The sequence below is a fragment of the Celeribacter naphthalenivorans genome (assembly GCF_020524585.1).
Taxonomy (GTDB): Bacteria; Pseudomonadota; Alphaproteobacteria; order Rhodobacterales; family Rhodobacteraceae; genus Celeribacter; species Celeribacter naphthalenivorans.
Window position 1 is genome coordinate 237,751 of sequence record NZ_JAIVLK010000007.1, and the last position, 19,960, is coordinate 257,710.

17 protein-coding genes are annotated in these 19,960 nt (G+C 59.1%); 9 read left to right on the top strand and 8 right to left on the bottom strand.

What is annotated here, in order from left to right; translation table 11 throughout:
• Positions 1–211: 211 nt before the first annotated feature.
• Positions 212–1,114, top strand: coding sequence for an SMP-30/gluconolactonase/LRE family protein (locus LC094_RS16265; RefSeq protein ID WP_226553848.1), 903 nt, complete (start codon positions 212–214; stop codon positions 1,112–1,114).
• A gap of 186 nt (positions 1,115–1,300) precedes the next feature.
• On the opposite strand, the gene LC094_RS16270 is transcribed toward LC094_RS16265, so the two are convergent.
• The 4 genes from LC094_RS16270 to LC094_RS16285 form a co-directional block, all read right to left on the bottom strand.
• The gene (locus tag LC094_RS16270; protein ID WP_226553849.1) at positions 1,301–2,317 is read right to left on the bottom strand and encodes a sugar ABC transporter substrate-binding protein; all 1,017 of its coding nucleotides are present in this window, start codon (positions 2,315–2,317) and stop codon (positions 1,301–1,303) included.
• A 239-nt stretch (positions 2,318–2,556) separates the two neighbouring features.
• Positions 2,557–3,849 (bottom strand): TRAP transporter large permease, encoded by a 1,293-nt coding sequence (locus LC094_RS16275; RefSeq protein ID WP_226553850.1) that lies wholly within the window; start codon positions 3,847–3,849, stop codon positions 2,557–2,559.
• Positions 3,846–4,490, bottom strand: coding sequence for a TRAP transporter small permease (locus tag LC094_RS16280; RefSeq protein WP_226553851.1), 645 nt, complete (start codon positions 4,488–4,490; stop codon positions 3,846–3,848). The genes LC094_RS16275 and LC094_RS16280 overlap by 4 nt, the downstream gene beginning before the upstream one ends.
• Positions 4,491–4,531: 41 nt before the next feature.
• Entirely contained in the window at positions 4,532–5,533 is a 1,002-nt protein-coding gene (locus LC094_RS16285; protein ID WP_226553852.1) for a TRAP transporter substrate-binding protein, read from the bottom strand.
• A gap of 291 nt (positions 5,534–5,824) precedes the next feature.
• Between LC094_RS16285 and LC094_RS16290 the strand changes: the two genes are divergently transcribed.
• Positions 5,825–6,631: an IclR family transcriptional regulator gene (locus LC094_RS16290; RefSeq protein WP_226553853.1), complete on the top strand. Its 807-nt coding sequence runs from the start codon at positions 5,825–5,827 to the stop codon at positions 6,629–6,631.
• A gap of 14 nt (positions 6,632–6,645) precedes the next feature.
• Here LC094_RS16290 and LC094_RS16295 read toward each other — a convergent pair whose 3' ends face one another.
• The 3 genes from LC094_RS16295 to LC094_RS16305 form a co-directional block, all read right to left on the bottom strand.
• Complete coding sequence (locus LC094_RS16295; protein ID WP_226553854.1) at positions 6,646–8,115, bottom strand: aldehyde dehydrogenase; 1,470 nt, start codon at positions 8,113–8,115, stop codon at positions 6,646–6,648.
• 128 nt (positions 8,116–8,243) lie between these two features.
• On the bottom strand, positions 8,244–9,659 hold the full coding sequence (locus LC094_RS16300; RefSeq protein ID WP_226553855.1) for an MmgE/PrpD family protein: 1,416 nt from the start codon (positions 9,657–9,659) through the stop codon (positions 8,244–8,246).
• Positions 9,660–9,696: 37 nt separating this feature from the next.
• Positions 9,697–10,449, bottom strand: a complete 753-nt coding sequence (locus LC094_RS16305) for an SDR family NAD(P)-dependent oxidoreductase (RefSeq protein WP_226553856.1) — start codon at positions 10,447–10,449, stop codon at positions 9,697–9,699.
• Between the two features lie 507 nt (positions 10,450–10,956).
• Between LC094_RS16305 and LC094_RS16310 the strand changes: the two genes are divergently transcribed.
• On the top strand, positions 10,957–12,585 hold the full coding sequence (locus LC094_RS16310; protein WP_226553857.1) for an MFS transporter: 1,629 nt from the start codon (positions 10,957–10,959) through the stop codon (positions 12,583–12,585).
• A gap of 20 nt (positions 12,586–12,605) precedes the next feature.
• On the opposite strand, the gene LC094_RS16315 is transcribed toward LC094_RS16310, so the two are convergent.
• A complete protein-coding gene (locus LC094_RS16315) occupies positions 12,606–13,562 on the bottom strand; it encodes a LysR family transcriptional regulator (protein ID WP_226553858.1) in 957 nt (318 codons plus the stop codon).
• A gap of 239 nt (positions 13,563–13,801) precedes the next feature.
• On the opposite strand from LC094_RS16315, the gene LC094_RS16320 reads away from it, so the two are divergent.
• The 6 genes from LC094_RS16320 to LC094_RS16345 all read left to right on the top strand — a co-directional run bounded on the left by LC094_RS16320 (position 13,802) and on the right by LC094_RS16345 (position 19,884).
• Entirely contained in the window at positions 13,802–15,052 is a 1,251-nt protein-coding gene (locus tag LC094_RS16320) for a cytochrome P450 (protein ID WP_226553859.1), read from the top strand.
• 28 nt (positions 15,053–15,080) lie between these two features.
• A complete protein-coding gene (locus LC094_RS16325; RefSeq protein ID WP_226553860.1) occupies positions 15,081–15,404 on the top strand; it encodes a 2Fe-2S iron-sulfur cluster-binding protein in 324 nt (107 codons plus the stop codon).
• Between the two features lie 14 nt (positions 15,405–15,418).
• The gene (locus LC094_RS16330; RefSeq protein ID WP_226553861.1) at positions 15,419–16,633 is read left to right on the top strand and encodes an NAD(P)/FAD-dependent oxidoreductase; all 1,215 of its coding nucleotides are present in this window, start codon (positions 15,419–15,421) and stop codon (positions 16,631–16,633) included.
• Between the two features lie 193 nt (positions 16,634–16,826).
• Positions 16,827–17,906, top strand: coding sequence for a TRAP transporter substrate-binding protein DctP (gene dctP, locus LC094_RS16335; RefSeq protein ID WP_226553862.1), 1,080 nt, complete (start codon positions 16,827–16,829; stop codon positions 17,904–17,906).
• A gap of 65 nt (positions 17,907–17,971) precedes the next feature.
• A complete protein-coding gene (locus LC094_RS16340; RefSeq protein ID WP_226553863.1) occupies positions 17,972–18,580 on the top strand; it encodes a TRAP transporter small permease subunit in 609 nt (202 codons plus the stop codon).
• 2 nt (positions 18,581–18,582) lie between these two features.
• Positions 18,583–19,884, top strand: a complete 1,302-nt coding sequence (locus tag LC094_RS16345; protein WP_226553864.1) for a TRAP transporter large permease — start codon at positions 18,583–18,585, stop codon at positions 19,882–19,884.
• Positions 19,885–19,960 lie beyond the last annotated feature (76 nt).

The window sequence follows — 19,960 nt, forward strand, 5'->3', positions numbered from 1 at the left end:
ACCCATAATTTTCTATATGGAATTATCTTTTATATAGGAAATTCATAGCCCGCCGTGGAGGAGACAAGGCAGGCTATGACGCACAGCCCCGGGGAGGCTTTCGAGTGTTGAGCGCGATCTCGCGCGACGCATGTCGAACCCACTCGCGGGTGATCTGCACCTATGGGAACCACGCTCCCCGAACGACGGGGCGCACGGCAGGGAGGACAACATGCCAAACATCGAATTACTGGTCGACGCCAAGAACCATCTTGGCGAAGGCCCCTTGTGGGACACGCGCGAACAACGGCTTTTTTGGATCGACAGCACCGCCTGCGTGATCTGGAGCTGTCGCGCGGATGGCTCAGACGTAAAGCAATATTATGTGCCCACCTTTATTGGATCGCTCGCTCTGCGCGAACAAGGCGGTGCTGTGCTGGCGCTGGCGAATGGCTTTCACTTTTATGATTTCGACACGCAGGAAACGGTCCAAGTCGCAAACCCGCTGGCCGATCTGCCCGACTACCGCCTGAATGACGGCAAAGTCGACCGCGCCGGACGGTTTATCGCGGGCGCCATGGGGCATGACTTCGATCCGCTGAACGTCACCACGGGGCGCAAACCTCCGGAGAACGGCAAAATCTACCGGCTCGATCCGGACCTCTCTGTCCATGAGCTCGACGATGGCATGATCTGTTCGAACGCACCGTGTTGGAGTCCGGACAACAAGACGTTTTACTTCGGAGATTCGTCGCATGAAACGCTTTGGGCCTACGATTACGACATCGAGACCGGCAAGGTGTCGAACAAGCGCGAATTCGCCTCGGACAAGTCCTTTGCCCGCACCGTCGATGGGGCAACGGTGGATGCCGAAGGCTACATCTGGAACGCAAAAGTTCTGGGGGGCCGGATCGTGCGCTATGCCCCCGACGGCACGATTGACCGCGAAATCGAACTGCCAGTGCGCAATGTCACCAGTCTGATGTTTGGCGGGGAAAATCTCGACACGCTTTATTTTACCTCGATGGCCAAGGCGATGTACGGGGTGCCGACGACACAGCCCGGCGCGGGCGGGCTCTTCGCCATTCATGGCTTGGGCGTTCAGGGATTGCCGGAGCCACGTTTCGCAGGCTGACCTTTTGTAGCGCACAGCCACATGTACGAGACAACTGGCCGGGCCGCGAGGCGCGGCCTTTTTCAGTTTGCCTCTGGAAAAGCGTGCGACGTCGCTTTCAACGAAAAACTGCGCCCCATTGGAGCGCAGTTTGTGTGTCAAATTTCAATGGACATGTCATGGCTCTGGCCGGTCACGCCCCGCGTCTCACCAAAGATTTGGACATACTTCATCGATCGTATCGGCATCAATGAACGCCGAGGTGGTCTCGATCAGGCGACCATGGCTTTCCTCGCCCGATTTGGCCTGTTCGATCAGCGCGGCTGCCGCCTTTGCGCCCATGTCGCCCCAGGCCATGCAGGTTGAAAGCGCAATCCCGCGGGACCGCACCAGATCGGACGCAACCTGCGCGCCCCCGGCTGCGGTGATGAGTTTGCCGGTCGCCCCGACATCCTCCATCGCCTGTGCGCAGCCGATGGCCATATCTTCCGCATGGCTAAAAATGATGTCGGCGTCCGGCGCCGCCATGAGACCGTTTGCGCAGACCTCCTGCCCGCTCGCGGGCGTCCAATCCGTCGGCTGCGCGAAGACGATGTCATAGGCGATGCCCGCCGCGTCGAGTTCTGCGCGGAAACCATCGGTCAGTTGATCAACCATCGCATATCCGGGCTGCCCCTCGACAATGCCGATTTTCGCCGGGCCATCGCTTGGCAACATGCCCCGCTCGATGGCGGCGCGGGCGATGCGATGACCGGTGTTCAGGTAGTTTTCGGCGACAACGGCCGTGACATCTGTGGGCACATCTTCGAAGGCGACCGTATGCGGATCGCCGACTTGCTGGGTCACGGAGACATATCCAATGCCCGCTTCCTTGGCGCGCTCGACCCAGTTGAGGGCGACCACACTGTCCATCGTGACCGTCGCCACGCCTTCAACACCCTGAGAAACCAGATCCATGATGCCGTTCGACATGCGCTCGATGCTGCCATTCGCACTCAACAGGACAGCTTCACCGCCCGCGGCTTCGACCGCTTGGCGAAACCCCTCTGCCATCGCGGAATCCGGACGGTTTTGTGCACTGGCCATGATGAAACCAAAGCGCATCCCCTCGGCAGATGCGTCAGACCCCATGTCATCGGCGAAACCACAGCCCGCAGACACCGTCAATGCGGCCGTTGCCGCGATCATCAGCTTACCAAGACTCGGCGTGTAAAATGTCGTCATTCAATCCTCCCTAGATTGGTCTGAACCGCCCTCCTCCAAGAGCAGTCCTCGGGCCTTTTTGCCCGTCAGAGCGACTCTTTTTGAGGCGCTCTAAAAAATCCTAACATGTGCGACTTCATACGTCATCAAATATAAATCTTAATTTTACATACGGATTTAACGCGCATCCACAGCAAAGAAAGACCCCGCCGAACGCGCGTTCAGCGGGGTCGATTTGGCTTTGGTCTGCCGGTGTTGCGTCAGTTGCCGAGCACTTTGCCCGGAAGCCAGAGCGCGATCTGGGGAAAGGCCACCAACATGGCAATGCCGAACAGCATGATCAGCACGAATGGCAGGGAGGCCCTGGCAACCGTCATCAAACTTTTCCGGCTCATCGCTTCGAGGACGAAAAGATTAAACCCGACGGGCGGTGTAATGGCCGCGATTTCCACCAGAATGGTGATGAAAATGCCGAACCAGATCAGATCGAATCCGGCCGCAATCACCAAAGGCACGACGACAGATGCCGTGAGCACAATCATCGAGGCCCCGTCGAGAAACATCCCGAGGAACAAGTACATGATGACAAGCGCAACAACGAGCGCGTAGCGGCTCAGCCCCATCTCGGTCACGGCACGCGCAAGCGCATCAGGGATGCCGGTATAGGCCATGGCCTGCGTCAGTGTCGCCGCACCGATGACGATGAAGAGGATCATGCAGGACAGGCGCGTGGCACCCATCAGGCTTTCAAGAAGGACGGTCCAGTTCAAATTCCCACTGATCGCCGAGACAATCAGCGCCCCCGCCACACCAAGTGCGGCCGCTTCCGTGGCGGTGACGAGACCGGCGGCCATTGAGCCGAGCACAAGAAGGATCAGACCCAAACTGGGCAAGAGCTCCAAAGAGCTCCGCAATTTTTGCCGCAAGGGGACGCGCGGAGGCTTGTCTCCGGCATGCCGCCCAACGACGGCAATATAGAGCGAGAAGAGAAGCATCAACACACCGCCGGGCACAAAACCCGCAAGGAACATGCGGATGATCGAACTGTCAGTCATGCTGGCATAGACCACCATGAGCACAGAGGGCGGGATCAGGATGCCCAGCGTACCACCCGCCGCCAGAGAGCCGAGGATCAGGCTGTCGGGATAGCCCTGTCGCCTGAGTTCCGGCAAAGCCATTTTCGCCACCGTCGCATTGGTGGCCGCAGAAGACCCCGCGATGGCGGCAAAAATGCCGGAGGCGAAAATGTTGATATGCAGCAGCCCGCCGGGCAGGCGACCGACCCAAGGCGCGATGCCGCGAAACAGCTGCTCGGACAGGTTGGTGCGAAACAGGATCTCTCCCATCCAGATGAACAGAGGCAACGCCGCCAGCGTCCAGGACGCGCCCGCCCCCCAGGATGTCGTCGCAAAAATCGCGCCCGCAGGCATCGGGCTAAAGAGCACAATCCCTGCCCAGCCGACCATCGCGAGGGCCATGGAAATCCAGACACCGCCAACGAGCAACGTCGTCAGCAGGCCGATGAGAATGATGGCTTCGGTGGCAAGGCTCATGGTGCGGTCTCCGGTGCAGGGCGCGTGTCGATGTCATGCAACACGTCATCCGAAATGCGGTAGCTGGGCAGGCCACCACAGGCCGTGACGACGAGTGCGTCCAGAAGTGAGATCGCGAAGACCGCAATGCCAAAGACCAACGGCAGCTGGGGAATCCACATCGGAATGACCAGGAGACCTTGGCTCATGTCACCGAAAAGCCAGCTCTCATAGACCATCTTGCCGAAGTGAAACGTGCCATAGGCCGCGAAGGCCGCTGTCATGGCCAATGCGAACAATTCGACCCGGCGCCGGCTTTTGTCACCGAGGCGATGAAGCACCAGCGTCAAACGCACTTTGTCCCCGTAACGAAACGTATGCGCGAGCGGCAAGAAGGCCGCGGCAGCGCAGGCATAGGCTGTGATTTCATCCGTCCCCCCGGCGATCTTTCCGATCAGACGGGCGCCGACCTGAAGCAGCATCGTGCCGCAGATGAACACAAGCGTCAGCCCACCCAGCACAGCCGAGGCAAGATACAGAAGATCGAGCGCACGGCGCAGCCCACGCGGCGTTGCCTGTTCTGAAGGGGTTCTGAGAGTGAGTGAGAAATTCTGCGTCACCAAAGTCTCCATCGGTCGCAAGAGAAGGGTGTCGGGGCGCACCCCGATCCTCCGTTTGATGTTTCAGATGAAAGCCTTGGGCCTCAGTTGGCGGACATGCCTTCGACGATGGCGACACCTTCATCGCCCGCGCGTTCGGCCCATTCAGAGATCATCTCGCTGCCAAGTTCATTGATCTTGGCAGTGACCTCGGGCGGAAACTCATCCCGCGTCATGCCATTCGCTTCGAGGGTGGCATAGGCTTCGTCCTCGGATGCGGTCGCCATGTCCAGCGCGCGATCTGCCGCATTTTGGGCAGCCGTATCGACAATGGCGCGCAGATCATCCGGCAGCGCATCATAGGCCCGCTGGTTCACCAAAACGAGACCTTTGCCGCGCATGAGACCGACCGGATAGAAGTAGTTGAGTGACTCCCATGCCTTTGAATCGATCACTGCGGCGGGGGCGGCGAAAAAGGAATCCACCGTTCCGAGCGCAAGCGCCTGACCGATCTCCGCATATTGCACCAGAACGCCAGTGGCACCCATCATTTCGGCCCATTTGGCGCCCGACGGATTCATCACGCGCTGTTTGGTACCCGCCAAATCCTCGACCGTTTCAATCGGCTCTTTGGAAAAGAACCCCTGCCCGGTCCAGTAATGCGCGAAGAGCGCTTTGACGCGGTTCTTCTCGAAACGCTCGGTGATGCCGTCTTTTGACAGCTCCCAAAGGCGCGCGGCCTCCTCCGGCGTTTGCGCCAGCGTCGGCAGGACATCGACCTCGAACAGCGGATCTTCGTTGCCGTAAGCGGACAACAGAATCTCGCCGATCTGCACCTGCCCGGTCTGCACGGCCCGCTTGATTTCGGGCATCTTGAACAGTTTGGCGTTGTTGTGAAGGACGATTTGGAACCGCCCGTCGGAAGCGGTTTCGACCTCCTCGATGAAAAGGCGAATATTTTCTGTGACGACCGTGTTGTCGCCATAGGCGGATGCGAATTGCCATTCGACCTCCTGCGCCTGCGCCCCCGTGGCACCTGCCATCACGGCAAGCCCCGCCAGCACTCCACGCAGCATGCCACCCAATGTCTTGGTTTCAGATTTCATCAGTTCCTCCCTAAAAGACCCACCAGCATGAGGCGTCGACCCTGTCGGTGACCCCGTCGGTTTCATGCTGTCGCGTTATAAAAATATTTCACAATGTGAGACTTTCATCAACACCATAGTAAAGCCACCCTGCCAACCGCTGAAAATGCAGCGTTTTTTGACAGGCTTCCCCATGGTCGAGGTTTAAATAAATGATGCCCTCATATATGAAATGCAGGTATTTGATGATTTACTCGACGAGGATACGGGGCCATCCGGCATCGAATCTGGTGATGAGAGCTGGAGAAGACGATGACGGAAGACGACAAAGGCCTGGATAAATACCGCGCACCGGCGCTGACCAAAGGGCTCGACATCCTTGAGCTGCTTGCCTCGAGCGACGAGGGTTTGACACAGGTTGAGATCGCCAAACAGCTTGGCCGGACCCCGTCCGAGATTTTCCGAATGCTCGTGGTTTTGCGGCAAAGGGGCTATGCCGAATTGGGCGGGGATGAACGCTACCGGATCACGATGCGGCTGTTCGAAGTGGCGAACCGTCACCCGCTTTTGAAACGTTTGACGGCGATTGCGGGCACCGCGATGCAGCTGCTCGCAAACCGGATCAATCAATGCATCCATTTGACGATCATGAACGTCGATCAGCTGTTGGTGATCGCGCAAGTGGACGGGCCGGATGTCAGCCTGGTGACAACGCGGCTTGGCGCTCAGTTGCCGCTGGCCAACTCCCCCTCAACCACGATTTTGGCGGCCTATATGGACGAAGATCAACTGGCGAAACTCGTCGAGATGATCCGGGCCGAAACAGGGGAAGAAGACGCCGCGCAAGACATCCTGACAGAGCTGCCCGAAGTGCGCCGATTGGGATTTTGCCAAGGCCCCTCGCGCATTCTGGCCGGTGTGACGACCCTGTCCGCGCCGATTTTTGACTATCGCGGCAATGCCGTGGCCGCCGTTACGGTGCCTTTCGTGCATCGTCTCGGAGGCCGGGAGACCATGCCCGTGGACGAAGCCCGCGAGCATCTGGTGGCAACCTGCCGCGACCTGTCGCGCCGGATGGGCGCCGGCGCCAAGATCGATGAAATCTACGGCACCGGCTAAACTCCATCACATCTTTATTGCTGCAGGAAGGGGTTCGCTGTGGGTCCCTTCGCGGTGGACAGCAGGATGCTCTTGGTTTCCAGATAGTCTTCAATCCCCGCCAAACCGCCTTCGCGGCCAAGACCGGATTGCTTCATGCCACCGATGGGCATCAACGGGCTATAGGACCGATAGGTGTTGACCCAGATCGTCCCCGCGCGCAAAGCACGGGACACGCGGATCTGACGGCCCAGATCGCCCGTCCAGACCCCCGCCGCCAATCCGAAGATCACGTCGTTGCCGATCTCGATGGCTTCTTCTTCGGTGTCAAAGCCGATGATGGACAGCAGCGGGCCAAAGACCTCTTCCTGCGCGATCCGCATGTCATTCGTGACGTCCGTAAAGATCGTGGGCGCAATAAATTGACCCTCCGTGTGACCATCAACCGTGGCCGGATGGCCGCCAAGGATACAGTTTGCGCCCTCGGCCTTGCCGATCTCGATATAGTCGAGAACCTTTTGGTACTGCGGCGGCGTCGCAATCGGGCCGACATTGGTCGCGCTTGCCATCGGATCGCCCATGCGGATCGCGCCCGACAAGGCAATGAGCTTTTCCGTGAAGGCCGCGCGCACGGAATTCTGCACCAAAAGACGCGATCCGGCCGTGCACATTTGACCCGCAGCGCCGAAAATGCCCGCCACGGCCCCAACTGCAGCGGCCTCGAGATCCGCATCCTCAAAGACGATATTGGGCGACTTTCCGCCAAGCTCCATCGTGACCCGTTTCATGGAATCGGCGGCCTGTTTGTAGATCAACCGCCCAGTGCTATCGGAGCCGGTGAACGACACTTTGTCCACCAAAGGGTGCTGAACGAGCGCCGCGCCCACATCGGCGCCGAGGCCCGTGACGACATTCAGGACACCGTCCGGCAGACCCGCCTCTTTGGCAATTTTGCAAAACTCAAGCGTGCTGACGCTGGCGAATTCTGAGGGTTTGATGACCACCGTGCACCCGGCGGCCAAGGCGGGCGCGCATTTCATCGCAACGAACATCAGAGGCGAATTCCAAGAGGTCAAAGCGGCCACGACCCCCACCGGCTCGCGCACTGTCATCGCAAGGGTATCGGGTTTGTCGACCTGCGGCAGCGCCCCTTCGATCTTATCCGCCAGCCCCGCATCATAGTACCAATACTCGGGGATAGACGACATCTGCCCGCGCATCTCGGACAGGATCTTGCCATTGTCCCGCGCTTCGATTTCGGCCAGACGATCGGCGTTACGCGCGATCCCATCCCCGATGGCCCGAAGGATATGACCACGCTTCGTCGCCGACATCTGAGGCCATGCGCCGCGGGTCAGAGCCTTTGAGGCCGCTTTCACGGCCAGATCCACATCCTGCGCTCCGCCGCGCGCGATCCGCGCCCATGGCGTGCCGCGATAGGGATCGACGGTCTCCAGCCAGGCGTCCCCCGAGGCAGGGGGCACCCAAGCTCCATCGATAAACATTGGAAAATTTTCCATATCTTACTTCCTGTTTGGCTTCTGCGCCGCAAAGCGTCTGCGATCCTGCTATGAGCTGCGCAAGCGTCCGAAAACATGTCGGGCGGGCTGATCGCCCACCCTCGCGGCCTCCCTTAGGCGACCTTTGAGCTTGCGTCAGCACCACCGCTTTGCACGATGGGCAGCAGTTCGGACAGGCCCTCGACGGTCTCAAGCGACCGCACAACCCGGATCGCGCGCTCGATGGCGTCCCCCGACAGCGGGCGCGCTGCGGCCTTGGCACATTCTGCGAATTTTTGACCGAGCTGCTCCCAAGTCAACGGGCGCTCCAGCGTGCCGGGCATATCATCGCCGATCCGCGCAAACCGTCGCCCGTCGGCCATGACCACCTCGACCTTGCCCGCCGGAAGCTGATCGGTCCAGTCGAACGCGCTGTCTTCGACCGGCACGACCTTGTCGACCATCGCCAAGACCTCGGGATCGCTCATCGCCTCCGCCGAGAAATCCCCGATCTTCAGATCGCCTTTCGACATCGTCAGACCGATCACAAAGGGCAGGCTGAACTTTGCATCGATCAACAGTTCAGGACGTTGGCGCACCTTCAGCGGCGTGCACATGCGTTGATGGAAATTGCCGACGTAAACCTTGATCTCGGCGATCTCGTCTTTGTCGATCTGGTTCTCGCGCATCAACTCGATCGCCGCGTGAACATGGGTGAAGGCCGTCCCGACCGCAGGCCAGTATTTATAGAGCATCTTGTCGCCCCGGAACTCCTGGCCCAGCCCTTCAAGCATCTTCTCGCGGTTATAATCGCCCTTGAAATAGACGTTGAAGAAGCCCGCAGGCCCGTCGAACATGGCCGGCGGGCCATACATGCCCTTTTCGGCCAAAAGCACATCGTTGACACAACCCTGAGCCCCGAAACCGGCATACATGCCGCGCATGTCACTGCCGATCCCGAAGATTTGCTCCATGACACCGGCGGCATGCGTGCTGGCCAACCCCATCGCATGGAACATGCGCGTGTCATCCAGACCGGCAATCGAACCACCCGCCGCGGTGGTGGAAAAGGCGCCGACCGACGTGGACAGGTTCCAATCCATTTTCCAGCCGACATTCGTGATGAAGCGGATGAACATGTCCTCACCCACGGCCACGGCTTTGATCAGGTCTTTGCCCGTCGCGCCGCCCTTTTTCTCGGCCAGTGCAAGCACGGTCGGCACGATGGAGCTGTCGGCATGTGCGCCCCAAGGCGTCATGCTGTCAAAATCCAGCGCATGGGCCAGCGTGCCATTGGCAAGCGCGGCGGCGGCGGCGGGGACGCGCAAGTCCGTGCCAAAGACAGTCGCTTCGGGACGTCCCCCGTTCTCAGCGACAAGATCGAGCACCGGCGCGATGCGCGGTTCGCGGCCAGTCGCGGCCAGAATGACGCCCAATGTGTCCAGAATACCCTGTTTCGCCCGAAGGCGCGCGCCCTCGCTCACATCGTCATAGGTGGTCTTGGCGGCATGGCGTGAGAGGTGCCGCACCAGATCGTCTTGATCAGTCATAATGTCTGTTCCTACGGATAAATTTATGCGCTGAAGCTTAGATACAGGCCGTTTGGCCGCCATCGACGGAGACCACGGAACCGGTCATGAAGCTGGCATCATCGGTCAACAGAAACACCGCAACGGCTGCGATTTCGGACGGATCGGCGAGGCGGCCAATCGGGTGTTTGGCGTTAAACCGTTCTTCTGCGCCTTCCTCTTTCAGCATGTAATCGATGAACGGCGTTTTGGTCATCCCCGGCGCAATGGCATTGACCCGAATGCCGAGCGGCCCGAGTTCCGGAGACATGGATTTGCTGATGCCGGACACCGCAAATTTTGCCGCCACATAGGGCACGCGGTTCGGAACCCCAAGGATGCCAGCCGCCGAAGAGAAATTGACGATGGACCGGTCACCCTCGTCGTCCTGAACCGCGCGCACATAGGCCTGACACATGTTGATCGTGCCATCCACATTGACCGCCATCGCCCGGCGGTAGACATCGAGGTCCACATCGGCAATGCCGCCCGTCCCGGCGATCCCCGCACAGTTGATGATCCCACGCAGCGAGCCAAGTTCCTTGCGCTTCTCCGCCAGCACAGCGATCGCGGCCGCATTGTCGCAGACGTCGAGCGCAACGCCTTTGACTTTATCGGTCCCATAGGTGGCGTGCAGTTTTTCGATGGCCTCTTGCGAGAGATCGACCGCGACAACGGTCGCTCCTTCGGCGACCAGCCGATCAACACAGGCGGCACCGATGCCGCTGCCTGCGCCCGTCACGACAACATTCATTCCTTCAAAGCGTTTCATATCCATGTTTCCTCCCATGGGTCTTGGTGGTCTTGGCCAGACATCTGGCCTGACTGTGTGATCTTTCCCCCGCCTGACATCACGCCGAGGCAGGTCGGATCGGCGATCTCAAACCGGCATCCATTCAAAAGTCATGCCTCGGTTATGCCTTTTGACCCGAGCGCCTCTCCCTTTTGCAGAGCATGACAAATTCACACGTAAATTCATATAAGAAATTTGATTTTATATAAGAACTCTCAAAATGGCCTTGTAATTCAGTAAAAACAGCCACCCCAGCGCGATGCGCTGAGTGAGATGAGCAGAGATTTCTTCTGACGCGAAATATGGATGAGGCGAATCAATGGAGAGAATCCGACAGTTTGAGACTCTTGAGACCGAACATCTGAAGCCGAACATGGAGCCCTATCAGACACAGCCAAAAGCACCGCATCCCGGCAATGTTGACAGTTTCCTTCATTGTGAGATAAAAACAGATTTCAAATTCAGTATGATTTGTGGAGCGCAAGAGTGGCAGAGACATCGTCTTCCCTGCGCCTGTTCAAACACCGACCCTTTCTCGTCTATTGGCTCGCTGGGTTCTCGGCGAATTTCGGATGGCAAATTCAACTTGTCGGTGCGTCATGGCTCATGACCTCTCTGGGCGGCACGCCTGAACTGGTCGCCATGGTTCAAACCGTCGTGGCGCTGCCGGTCATGTTGTTGTCGCTTCCGGGCGGGGCGCTCTCCGATCTCATTGGCCAGCGCACCCTGACGCTCTGGGCACAAAGCTTTCTGCTCGTGGTTTCCGCGCTCTTGGCGCTTGGGGCCTTTTTCGGCCTGCTCACCCCGACGCTTTTGCTGATCTGCACCTTTCTGATCGGCTCAGGCCGCGCGCTCTACTATCCCGGCTGGCAGGCGACCGTGTTCGAATTCGTGCCCAAAAGCGAAGTCACCGCCGCCGTCGCCCTCAACTCCAGCAATCTCAACATTGCCCGAAGCCTCGGCCCCGCGATCGGCGGCGTGATCGTGGCCGCCGCCGGGGCTTTCGTGGCCTTTGTCGTGAATGCCTTGAGCAATCTCAGCGTGATCTTTGTGGCGAGCCGCTGGCCCAAAGCCCGCCCCTCCCAGGACCTTCCCCCCGAACCCCTCGGGCGCGCCATCATGGCCGGGCTGCGCTATGTCACCCTCTCTCCGGTGCTGATCAAGCTCGGCCTGCGCTCCGTGGTGTTCAACATCTCCGCGATTGCCGTGCTCGCCATGCTGCCGCTGATTGCCCGTGATCAGCTTGACAGTGGCGCGGGGACATTCGGTGTTTTGCTCGCCGCTTTTGGTGTGGGTGCGGTGGCCGGATCACTTTATATCGACCGGCTGAGACGCCTTATTCCGCTTGAGAAATTCCTCGCTTTTGGCTTTTTGTGCTTTGCCTCGGGCACTGCGATTTTGGGGGTGAGCACCTGGACCGCATTGTCCATCTTTGGCGCCCTCATTGCTGGGGCCGCTTGGAGCTTTGTGCAGGTCACACTCTACTCCATCGTCCAGATTTCTTCGCCCCGTTGGGTGCTCAGCCGCACCATCGCGATTTACCAAATCTTCGTGTTTGGTGGCAACGCCATCGGCAGCCTGATCTGGGGCGATCTCGCCGGCAACTCCGGGACGGAATTCACCATGCTGGTCGCGGCCGGCATCATGGCCGCGGGGGCCTTGCTCGGAACCGTGTTCCGGATCAACGAAGTCGACGGCAGCCGCGTTGACATCTCCGGCTCTTGGGTCGCGCCGAAACCAGCGCTCGATATGGCGATGAAAAGCGGTCCGGTTCTGACCACCATCACCTACCGCATTCGCGAAATCGATGCCCCCGTGTTCGTTGATGCCATGCGCGAAAAGCGCAGGAACCGCATTCGTGATGGCGCCATGCGCTGGACCCTTTCCCGCGACATTCTCGACCCGGAACTTTGGTACGAACGCTTCAAAGTGGCGACCTGGGCCGATGCCCAGAGGCTACACGCGCGCCGCACAACCGAAAGCACAGAACTTATTGAATTTATTCGCGGTTTGCATCAGGGAGACCAGGCACCGGAGGTTCATTACGAGTTGGTGCGTGATCCTGGCGTTTCCTTGAACATCCGCGATGCAACCGTGACCTCAAACGTGCCCTAGGGTTTAGCGTCAGAGGCCGCTCAAAAGATCAGCTTCAAATCGAAGCGGGCGTTCATCTCCTTGAGGATTTTAATCGCCTGCTCTTCGACAGCAAGGCTGGCCGCCGTCACCACGCGCCCCCTCTTGCGCACGATGTGGCATGATCTTTGAACCGGCTCCTCAAAGCGCACCGCGACGAGATCGCCAGTTAAAAGAGGTGTCAACGCGGCGGCTTTTGGCACGATCGTATAGGCACTGGCCCGTTTCACCATTTCCAGAATTTGCGAGTGGGACTCGATCTCACTCGAAATCTTTAGTGTAACACCGATCCTGCGCGCCCAGCTCTCGAGGAACTGTCGCGTCTTATGGCGCTTGCTCGATGTGACCAAGGGCAGGTCCACCAGTTGCCGCGGCTCAATGACATAACCAGCCTCCGTTTCACGCACCCCGTCAGGCAGGAAATCGGGGGCGCAGAACAGAAAAAGCTCTTCTCGAAAGATCTGACGCGCCTCAAAACCATCGACACCTGAGACCTCATAGGCAAATCCCATATCAACGGATTCGCTACTCACCCAATCAAGGATGCTTCCAGACATCCCCTCTGGCAGGCGCAATCTCACCTCCGGCAATTCCGTTTGCACCGTTTCAGCAAGCGGAACGCTGATCAGGACATTGAGACTCGGCGGCAAGGCGAGCGACAGCGCCCCATGCGGTTGCGATGTCCGCCCCACTGCATCGGCCAGCGCTTCCGCCGCCTGTAAGAGATCATGAGCATGCTGCAGCAACGCGTCCCCCGCCGCAGTCAACGTCACCCCGCGTACAGAGCGCAAGACAAGCGGCGTCCCAAGCCGTGCCTCAAGGTTCGCAAGCCCCTCTGACACCGTCGCAGGCGCCATCCCCAGCGCCGCAGCCCCCGCAGCGATTGAACCTTTTTCTGCTATAAAAACAAAATATTGAAGCTGCCTTAGATCAAGACGCGGCGCTGATGTCTCGCGCATGGTGTTCCCCTCCCTTGGCTTTACATCCCGGCAAATATTCCGCACCTCCCAGTCGCGAAACACCGCGCAAAGCGATACCCGGAGAACCCGTTTATATCCAACGGGATTTCCGATGGAAGATACAATGCGAATTGACCGCTTCGCTGTCAATCCGCAGTCTTCTCACGGCACATGAGACGCCACGCCCTCCTACGTTTTTCTTTTTGGAGGCCGCAACAGTCCACCGGAGGAGAGAGAAAATGATTGCCGTAGAAGATCCGCAAGTTCCCGAATTCGTCAAAGACCTGCAAGCGATCGACACATATGCAGAATTGAGAGAGATTCTTACATCTCAGGATTTCGAGATGGCTGGCGCCGCGGAGCGGACGATTTTTCTCGAAGATACGCTGATCATGTCTGAGGGCCAGCGTCACAGCGAGCTGAAACAACTCAGCGCGCCGCTGTTTTCGCGTCAAGCACTCGCCTATTACGAATTGCACCTGTTTGAGCCGGTGATTCAACAGGTTCTCAAAGACGCGCAAGACAATGTGGATGCCAATGGCCGCGTGCGGCTCGATGCGGTCGCTTTGATCAAATCCGCTTTGACGCGCATCTCCGCCGGGGTGACGGGCGTCGATGGGGTCGACACACCCGAGGGCACCGAACGGTTTCGCAGCCTCGTGTTGCAACTCGGCGAGGCGACAACCGGCATTTTTTCCGCCATTCCCCACGCCGAGGTGATCGAGCTTGGCAAAGAGGCGCTGAACCAGTTGGTGGAGGAGTTCCTGCGCCCGTCGCTTGAACGCCGCAAGGCCTTGGCGGCGCGCGACACTCCGAAAGAAGACATGCCCCGCGATCTCTTGATGACGCTCTGTCTCGCGAATGATCTGTCGCACCCCGACGACGATGAGAAAATCCCCTATGTCTGGCGGCAATGCGCGCTGTTTCTGACCGGCTCGATCAAGACCACAAGCCACACCCTGCCCCATATCGTTTTTCACATCGACGAATGGATCAAGGAGCACCCCGAGGATCGAGACAAGCTTTTGGACACCGCGTTCCTGCACCGCGCCGCCGCTGAGGCCTTTCGCCTGCACCAGACCTCGCCGGTCCGGTTCCGTCGCGCACTCCGGGATGTGACGCTCAACTCCGGGCGCAAGGTTTCAGAGGGCGAATTGGTGGCGATGCATCAACCGCGCGGCAACCTTGATGTCGCCGTCTGGGGCGAGGACACCCGCTATTTCAATCCCTACCGGGATGTACCGAAAGGCATGCAACCCTGGGGCCTGACCTTTGGCGCAGGCGTGCACACCTGCATCGGGCAGAACCTTGTGACCGGCATTCAAAACAAAGGCGACACCAAACACGGCACACACGGCACGGCGGTGCGGCTGCTCAAGGCGCTTTACGAGCGCGGCGCAGAATTGGACCCCGATCACCCGCCGCAAAAGGCCACCGGCACGATGAATGATCGCTTTGCGACCATGCCGATGATCCTCAACGCCTCCTGAGGTCCAAAACCGCGAAAGGATATAAACCATGCCGATGATCACCTACATCGAAGCCTCTGGGAAAACACATGAAATCGACGTGCCTGTCGGCCATACCGTGATGGAGGGCGGGCGCAATGCCGGGGTCGAGGGCATCGTCGCGGAATGCGGCGGAAGCTGTTCCTGCTCGACCTGCCACGTCTATGTCGCACCCGAATGGGTCGCGCAACTGCCGTCGCGCGACGAGATGGAGGAAGACATGCTCGACTTCGCGATTGAAGTCGATGCCGAGAGGTCTCGTCTCAGCTGTCAGCTCCGCGTTACGGAGGCCTTTGACGGGCTGGTCGTGACGGTGCCGAGCGAACAGGCGTGATCGGAGCCCGGCGCATGGAAAAGATCGTCATCGTGGGCGCGGGGCAAGCCGGGCTGTCGCTTGCGGCCAAGCTGCGCAAACTCGGCTACGGCGGGGACCTGACTTTGATCGGCGCGGAGAGCCACCCGCCCTATGAGCGCCCGCCTCTGTCGAAGGCCTTTTTGCTCGGGAAGGTCGAACAAGACCGCATGCAGCTGCGCCCGCCATCGTTCTACGCGGAGCAGGACATCACGCTGTTGACGGGCAAGACGGTGACGCGGATCGCGCGGGACGACAAGACCGTGCATCTGAAAGACATGAGCCTGAGCTACGACGCGCTGGCGCTGACGACAGGGAGCCGCCCGAGACGGCTGCCGACAGAACTCGGGGGCGCGTTGCGCGGGGTGCATGTGCTGCGCGGGATCGACGATGCGCGCGCTCTGGCCCGCGCCTGTCGCCCCGGGCGACGCGCCTTGATCGTTGGCGGCGGCTATATCGGGCTTGAGGCGGCGGCGGTGCTGCGCGGACTTGGGATCGAGGTCTGTCTGATTGAGGCAAGCCCGAGGATTTTGTCCCGGGTTGCAGCGCCTGAAACCTCTGACGCGATCCGCGCCCTGCATCGCACCAAGGGGGTCCTGATCAAGGAAGCTGTGGGCCTCAAACATCTTGTCGGTCAGGACCATGTGGAAGAGGCACGCCTGAGCGATGGGACCAATATTCCGGTCGATGTCGTGCTGGTCGGGATCGGTGCCCTGCCCCGTGACGAACTGGCGCGGGACTGTGGTCTCGCAACGGAGGACGGCATTCTGGTCGATGCGCGGGGGCGCACGTCGGACCCCGCGATCTACGCCGCCGGGGACTGCGCGCGCTTCTCTTTCGCGGGGCACTCGACCCGTCTGGAGTCCGTTCAAAACGCCATTGATCAGGCGGAAACGGTTGCCGAGACCATGATGGGGCAAAGCCCGATTTACGCGCCCGTGCCGTGGTTCTGGTCGGATCAATTCGATCTGAAACTTCAAATTGCCGGGCTGAGCCGGGGCTACGACACGGTTGTTGCCCGTGAAGGTCACAGACCGGGCGCCAAGTCGTTTTGGTATTTCGCCAAAGACAAGCTGATCGCGGTCGACTCGCTCAACGATCCGGCAAGTTTTATGTTGGCGCGTCGGCTTCTGGCCCGCGCATGCCCGGTGTCGATGGAGGACATTCGGGACGGCGCGAAGGACTTGAAATCCTTGATGAATGTGTCGTAAACGCGCAGATTTCACACTGCAGTATTTTAACAAATCCCATATAATGAAACTTTATGATGACACGTGGTGCATTCATTGTTACCGTACCCCGTGCATAGGAGGATGCCCGGTCCCTGAGCAGAAGTTCAGGGCCTCAAACGACACATGGCCAATCTCACAAAGGGAGAACGAGATGACCAAAAGGGAGGAAAACATGACCAAGACGACCCAATTCTGCCGCTCTGCGCTGGCGCTCTGCACAGGCGCTGCACTTCTGACGGCGACATCCGCGGCGGCTGAGCTGAACAAAGTGCAGCTCGAGGTGATCGTCGGCAATCACACGGATACCTTCACGACAGAGTACACCATGCCGTTCTTCAACGAACAGCTTGCTGAGCGGTCGGACGGACGCGTGAGTGCAAACGCAAAACCCTATACCGAGCTTGGCCTGAGCGGGTTTGAGATGATGGATCTGCTCAAACTTGGCACCAATGACATCAGCTGGGGCGTGCCGGGCTATATCTCCGGGGACAGCCCGATTGCCGAAGGGCTCGATCTGCCGGGTCTCTCCGCCGATCTGGACGTGATCAAAGAGGCGCAGATCGCGTATCGCTCGATCCTCGATCATGAATACAACAGCAAATTCAACGCTCGGCTGATGATGATGTACACCCAGCCGAAGCTTCAGGCCTATTGCCGCCTCAGCGAAGACGAGATCGCGAATTTCTCACTCGACAGCCTCAAGGGCAAGAAAACCCGCGTGCATGCCACATCCTTCGCCGACTTTGCCGAAGCGGCGGGGATGATCCCGGTAACGATGGCCTTTGCGGATGTGGTTCCGGCGCTTGAACGCGGCGTGTTGGATTGTGCGATCTCCTCGCCGAATGCGGCCTATGGCTATAAATGGGGTCAGGTCACCAATGCGGTGGTCGATTTGCCCGCCGGTTTCGCGACCCAGGTCGTGGTCATGAACAGTGACACATGGAATGACCTGAACGAAGAAACCCAAGGCTTTCTCACCGAACAGTTTGCCGATCTCGAGGCACGCATGGCAGAGCACACGGTCGTAAGCACCACGCAAAGTGCGCAGTGTCTGCACGATGGCCCCTGCCCCTTGGGCGATCCTGCGGGTATGGCGCTTCTTCAGCTGAATGCGGAAGACGAAGCCAAGCTGAACACCGCAATCGAAGAGACCGTTCTGGCCCGTTGGGGCGAGCGGTGCGGGACGGACTGCTCCAAAACCTGGAACGAGACGATGACGCCCATCGTCGGCATGACCATTCCGGTCGAGTGATTGGATGTTCGTTCTGCCCGCGACCTCGGACGCGGGCAGAACGGCCTCTCTGAATAGGTTTTGTCATGACACTGAAAACAACACACGCGCGACTGGAAACAGTTGCCCGGGTCGCCGCGACAGCCGGCGGCTTGGGTATCATCTTCATCTCGATCACCGTCACCCTCGACGTCTTGTTGCGAAAATTCTTTCACGTCACCTTTGGTGGCGCCAATGAAATGGCCGGGTTCATCTTTGCCGTCGCAACCGCGCTCTCTTACCCGATTGTCCTTTTGGATCGCGCCAATGTACGCATCGACGTGCTCTACACGTTTCTGCCGCTCAAGATCCGCGCCTTTCTCGATTTCCTGGCCATGCTGTTGGTCCTGTATTTCGTCGCCTTCCTGACCAAGTCGGTCTTCGGTCTTTTGGTCAAATCCTGGACCCATGACTCGATGAGCATCGGCGTGTTCAGCATCCCCTTGTGGGTCCCGCAATCCATCTGGGTTCTGGGGTTTGCACTCTTCACCCTCACGGCCCTGTTCCTCTGTGTTTATGCAGCCGTGAGTCTGTTCAAACGTGATTGGTCCACGGTCACCGCCATTGCCGGTGTGCCAAGCCTCGATGAGACCATCGAAGAAGAAACATACATCGACGTCGAAGAGCCCCGCGACGACAGCGGGAAAGGAACATAACCATGGCTGCATTCTGGATTGTAATCGGCATCGTCGCGCTTTTGTCTGCCGCCATTCCGGTCGGCGCGGTGCTTGGGATTCTGGCCTTTGGCATCGACGATCTCTTTCTGAGCGGGCGTCTGACCCGAGCCATCGGCAATATCTACTGGGAGAAAAGCATCGATTTTTTGCTGCTCTCCGCGCCTATGTTCATCATGTTGGGCGAGATCATGCTCCGCGCGGGCATCGCCAAAAAGATGTACAACGCCGTGGCGCAATGGCTGACTTGGCTGCCGGGCGGGTTGATGCACGCCAATATCGGCACAAGCGCGCTGTTTGCCGCGACCTCCGGCTCGTCGGTGGCCACCACCGCAACCATCGGTGTTGCGGCCTACCCCGAGATCGAACGGCACAAATATAATGAAAGCCTGTTCATGGGCTCCATTGCCGCCGGGGGCACATTGGGCATCCTCATCCCGCCCTCTGTCGGTCTGATCCTCTTCGGCATCCTGACCGAAACCTCGATCCCTGAGCTGTATTTGGCGGGCTTCGTGCCGGGGATTTTGCTGGCCGTCATCTTCATGCTCGTCATTCTGATCACCTGCCTCATCAAGCGGGACTGGGGTGGCAACAAGGTGGAGACCAGCTGGAAAGGTCGGATGGCCTGCCTGCCGGATCTTGCGGCGCCGATCCTGTTGTTCGTGGCTGTCGTCGGCTCGATCTACGCCGGCATCGCGACCCCCACGGAAGCGGCGGCCATCGGCGTCTGCATGGCGATGATCCTCGCCGCCTTCAACAAGACCCTGTCGTGGAAAATGATCTGTGACGCGGCGCTTGGGACGATGAAGACCACGGCGATGATCATGTTCATCGTGCTTGCCGCCATGTTCCTCAACTTCATGCTCGCCTTCCTGGGCGTGACAAAAGCGGTTCTGGATTACATCGCGGAGCTTGGCCTGACGCCGATCGAGACGATGTTGATCATTGTGGTCTTCTACCTGATCCTCGGCATGTTCATGGAAACCCTGTCCATGATGCTGACGACTGTGCCTTTGGTGTTTCCCATCGTGGTGCAACTGGGGGCGACGGAGTTCACTGGCGTTTGGTTCGGCATCGTGCTGACCTTGTTGATGGAGGCAGGGCTGATCACGCCGCCCATCGGGATGAACCTCTATGTGGCGCATGGCATCCGAAAACCCGGCGGGCGGTTTGCCGATGTGGCCATCGGCGCCATCCCCTTCCTGATCCCGATGTTGATCATGGTCTTCCTGCTGATCGCCTTCCCGCAGATCGCGACATGGTTGCCGGATCTGTTCTATCGGTAAGATTAGAGACACTTTGAAACTCAAAAAGGGCCGGAGCGCATCATCGCTCCGGCCCTTTTAAGTCTCATACGTTCAT

Excerpts from the sequence above, each read along its gene's own strand:
- LC094_RS16325 (WP_226553860.1), top strand. The coding sequence starts at position 15,081 with ATGCCGATGATCACCTACATCGAAGCCTCTGGGAAAACACATGAAATC.
- LC094_RS16305 (WP_226553856.1), bottom strand. The coding sequence starts at position 10,449 with ATGAAACGCTTTGAAGGAATGAATGTTGTCGTGACGGGCGCAGGCAGC.
- LC094_RS16320 (WP_226553859.1), top strand. The coding sequence starts at position 13,802 with ATGATTGCCGTAGAAGATCCGCAAGTTCCCGAATTCGTCAAAGACCTG.
- LC094_RS16315 (WP_226553858.1), bottom strand. The coding sequence starts at position 13,562 with ATGCGCGAGACATCAGCGCCGCGTCTTGATCTAAGGCAGCTTCAATAT.
- LC094_RS16265 (WP_226553848.1), top strand. The coding sequence starts at position 212 with ATGCCAAACATCGAATTACTGGTCGACGCCAAGAACCATCTTGGCGAA.
- LC094_RS16300 (WP_226553855.1), bottom strand. The coding sequence starts at position 9,659 with ATGACTGATCAAGACGATCTGGTGCGGCACCTCTCACGCCATGCCGCC.
- LC094_RS16330 (WP_226553861.1), top strand. The coding sequence starts at position 15,419 with ATGGAAAAGATCGTCATCGTGGGCGCGGGGCAAGCCGGGCTGTCGCTT.
- LC094_RS16340 (WP_226553863.1), top strand. The coding sequence starts at position 17,972 with ATGACACTGAAAACAACACACGCGCGACTGGAAACAGTTGCCCGGGTC.
- LC094_RS16275 (WP_226553850.1), bottom strand. The coding sequence starts at position 3,849 with ATGAGCCTTGCCACCGAAGCCATCATTCTCATCGGCCTGCTGACGACG.
- LC094_RS16290 (WP_226553853.1), top strand. The coding sequence starts at position 5,825 with ATGACGGAAGACGACAAAGGCCTGGATAAATACCGCGCACCGGCGCTG.
- LC094_RS16270 (WP_226553849.1), bottom strand. The coding sequence starts at position 2,317 with ATGACGACATTTTACACGCCGAGTCTTGGTAAGCTGATGATCGCGGCA.
- LC094_RS16285 (WP_226553852.1), bottom strand. The coding sequence starts at position 5,533 with ATGAAATCTGAAACCAAGACATTGGGTGGCATGCTGCGTGGAGTGCTG.
- dctP (WP_226553862.1), top strand. The coding sequence starts at position 16,827 with ATGACCAAGACGACCCAATTCTGCCGCTCTGCGCTGGCGCTCTGCACA.
- LC094_RS16345 (WP_226553864.1), top strand. The coding sequence starts at position 18,583 with ATGGCTGCATTCTGGATTGTAATCGGCATCGTCGCGCTTTTGTCTGCC.
- LC094_RS16295 (WP_226553854.1), bottom strand. The coding sequence starts at position 8,115 with ATGTTTATCGATGGAGCTTGGGTGCCCCCTGCCTCGGGGGACGCCTGG.